The 1,213-nt window shown below is 63.0% G+C and carries 1 protein-coding gene and 1 pseudogene (1 of these 2 cut by a window edge); both read right to left on the reverse strand.

Going from position 1 to position 1,213, the window contains the following annotated elements; translation table 11 throughout:
* Positions 1-19: 19 nt before the first annotated feature.
* On the reverse strand, positions 20-1,135 hold the full coding sequence (locus C448_RS09260) for a carbohydrate ABC transporter permease (protein ID WP_004054101.1): 1,116 nt from the start codon (positions 1,133-1,135) through the stop codon (positions 20-22).
* Positions 1,132-1,213, reverse strand: a pseudogene (locus C448_RS09265) (carbohydrate ABC transporter permease); it runs 896 nt beyond the window's last position. The gene C448_RS09260 and the pseudogene C448_RS09265 overlap by 4 nt, the downstream one beginning before the upstream one ends.

The raw sequence follows: 1,213 nt of genomic DNA on the forward strand, positions 1-1,213 counted from the left end.
TTCGATCATCGTTGTCTGTCTACGTTCGGCCGGCAACACCCTGTGCGAACTGATCGCCGAAGATGATGAAGACGAGCAGCGTCGGTAGTGCGGTCAGGAACGCGCCGGCCATCCGCAGCCCGAAATCGACGCCTTCGAGGCTCGTTCCCAGTCCCACGAGCGAAAGCGTCACCGGGGCCGACGGTCCCGTACCGCCGACGAGGATCAGCGCGAACAGCAGCTCGTTCCAGATCTGCGTGAACTGGTAGATCAGTACCACCGCGAACATCGGTCCCGACAGCGGGAGGACGATCCGGCGATAGATCTCGAAGACACCCGCGCCGTCGAGGCGCGCCGCCTCGATCATCTCCTCGGAGAGCCCCATGTAGTAGCCCCTAAAGAGGACCGTACTGATGGGGATGCCNCCCGCGCCGTCGAGGCGCGCCGCCTCGATCATCTCCTCGGAGAGCCCCATGTAGTAGCCCCTAAAGAGGACCGTACTGATGGGGATGCCGTAGGCGGTGTGGGTCACGATCAGCTCGATGAGATCCGCGTGATACGGTTCGAGCAGCGGCAGTGCCCACAGCGGCGACAGCGCCGTTTCGAGCGGGATCATCGACCAGAACTGTGACAGCGGCACCAGCACGGCCTGATACGGGATGAACACGCCGGCGACGAACAGCGCGAAGATCGGGATCTGCCCCTTCCAGCTGATCTGTGTCAGTCCATAGGCCGCGAGACTCCCGAACAGCGCGCCGAGCACCGTCGCCGGGATCGTCATCACGAGGCTGTTGACCAACCCCGACGAGAGGGTATCGAGCGCCTCCGCCCAGTTTTGGAGGGTGAACCCGTCCGGTCCGGGCGGGAGATACGGCGCGGTGTTGATGACTGCCTCGTTGGTCTTGAACGACGTGACGAGCCCTGCTTCGAGAGGNAACCCGTCCGGTCCGGGCGGGAGATACGGCGCGGTGTTGATGACTGCCTCGTTGGTCTTGAACGACGTGACGAGCCCTGCTTCGAGAGGTACGAGGAAGTAGACGGCGATGAGCGCGAGCACTGCGTACAGGAGGATTCGTTTCCCGCCGATCGCATCGCGCAGATCGCTCGTCGACGATTCGTCGTCGGTCGCATCGGCTGTAACGGTTTCCTGACTCATAGTGCACCCCTGCGGTACTGGCTGTAGAGATACGGGATGACGACGAGCAACGCGAGGACGTAGAGCACGATCGCGATC

It is taken from the genome of Halococcus morrhuae DSM 1307, assembly GCF_000336695.1.
Taxonomy (GTDB): Archaea; Halobacteriota; Halobacteria; order Halobacteriales; family Halococcaceae; genus Halococcus; species Halococcus morrhuae.